Here is a 1599-nt window from a genome sequence, read left to right as displayed (position 1 = left end):
TCGTCATGTATGGACGGCCCCTCTTAGGCAAGAGGCAAAATAGCGGCGCCGGCGCAAGTCTGGAGCGGTCATGTATTCGGCCTTTGATGCGGTCGAGGTGTGATGACCGCTGGCCCTCAAGGGTTACGCGGATCGAGTTCCAATCATTCTAGCGCGCTTTGTATCGCGATGACGAAGGCGGAGTGTCTCGACCCAGGTCCTGACCATTTTGCCGTGCTGCTTTTTTGCTCCTTACGCTGTTAAGGGCTTCGATTGCGTTTAAGCCGCAGCTGGTGCCCTGTAGTCTTGGCCCGAGGTGAGCATGGCCCAGATGATGCGGGCGGTCTTGGCGGCCTGGGCGACGACGGCGACCTTGACCGGCCGCCTGGCCAGCAGGCCGCGAATCCAGGGCGAGCCTCTGTCGGGCCTGACCCTGACCTGACGCAGCCAGGAACTGGCGCCGAGAATGAGCAGCCTTCGCAGGTCCCTGTCGCCGGCGCGGCTGATATGGCCGGTCAACTTGTGCTTGCCGCCGGTGTCATGGCTCTTGCGGGTCAGGCCCAGCCAGGCGGCGAAGTCCCTGCCCGAGGCGAACTGGCGGCCATCGCCGATGGCTGCGATGGTTGCATGCGCGATGATCGGGCCGACGCTCGGGATCGTCGTCAGCCGCAAGGCCGCCCGCTGCTGCCTGACCTGAGCCAGGATCTGCTTGTCCAGCTTTCCGATCTCGCCATCCAGTGCCCGCCATTGCCCGACCAGAGGCGCCAGACAGATCAACAGCGCCGCGGGAATGGCTTCATCGGCTGCCTCGATGCGCTGCAGCAGGGTCTCGATGCCCGCCGCCCCCTTAGCGCCTGTCAGGCCCATCTCATAGAGCATGCCACGCATGGCGTTGGCCAGTTGCGTGCGCTGGCGCACCAGAAGGTCACGTGTGCGGTGCAGCGCCCGGGCCCATTGCTGTTCGACCGTCTTGATCGGCACGAAGCGCATGTCGGGTCGGCTCACCGCTTCGCAACAGCCTTGCGCATCGCGGGCATCGTTCTTATTGCGTGGAACATAGGGCTTCACATAGGCCGGCGGCATCAGCTTGACCTCATGGCCAAGCGCTTGCAGCGTGCGGCCCCAATGATGGGCCGAGCCGCAAGCCTCCATGCCGATCAACGCCGGCGGCTGCGCGGCGAAGAACTTCACCATCTGCGCGCGGCGCAGCTGACGCTGCACCACCACCTGCCCGGTCGCATCCACGCCGTGGACCTGAAAAACGTTCTTGGCCAAATCGATACCAAATCTGATAGCTTGCATGACGGACGGTCTCCTCAACTGGGGTTCAAACACGGCCAGTTTGGCACATTCGATGCCGCAAGGGGCCGTCCACCCATCATTCTAGGGCGGAGCAAGGAGCGAAGCGACGCGCGCAGACCCTAGAATCCATGCCGGAACCTCAGCCAAGAAATGCAACGGTTCAGAATAGCCGTCAATTACGGCGCCAGCTAAGATCGCCAGATGACCGGCTACGTCTACATGACCGCAAGCCAGAAAGGCGGCACGATCTATATCGGCGTCACCAACGACCTTGCTCGTCGGATGCCCGAGCACAAGACCGGCCAAGGCTCCAGCTTC

Annotated in this window: 2 protein-coding genes; one reads left to right on the top strand and one right to left on the bottom strand. The window is 63.0% G+C overall.

The window, feature by feature from the left end; all coding sequences use genetic code 11:
* Window positions 1-258: 258 nt before the first annotated feature.
* A complete protein-coding gene (locus RFM68_RS33455) occupies window positions 259-1281 on the bottom strand; it encodes an IS110 family RNA-guided transposase (protein ID WP_320237192.1) in 1023 nt (340 codons plus the stop codon).
* Between the two features lie 201 nt (window positions 1282-1482).
* On the opposite strand from RFM68_RS33455, the gene RFM68_RS33450 reads away from it, so the two are divergent.
* On the top strand, window positions 1483-1599 hold a 117-nt coding region (locus tag RFM68_RS33450; RefSeq protein ID WP_320237193.1), incomplete at its 3' end, for a GIY-YIG nuclease family protein.

The sequence above is a fragment of the Mesorhizobium montanum genome (genome assembly GCF_033977145.1).
Taxonomy (GTDB): Bacteria; Pseudomonadota; Alphaproteobacteria; order Rhizobiales; family Rhizobiaceae; genus Mesorhizobium; species Mesorhizobium montanum.
Note: the sequence above shows the minus strand (reverse complement) of the source record. Positions and strands in the feature narration are given on the sequence as shown.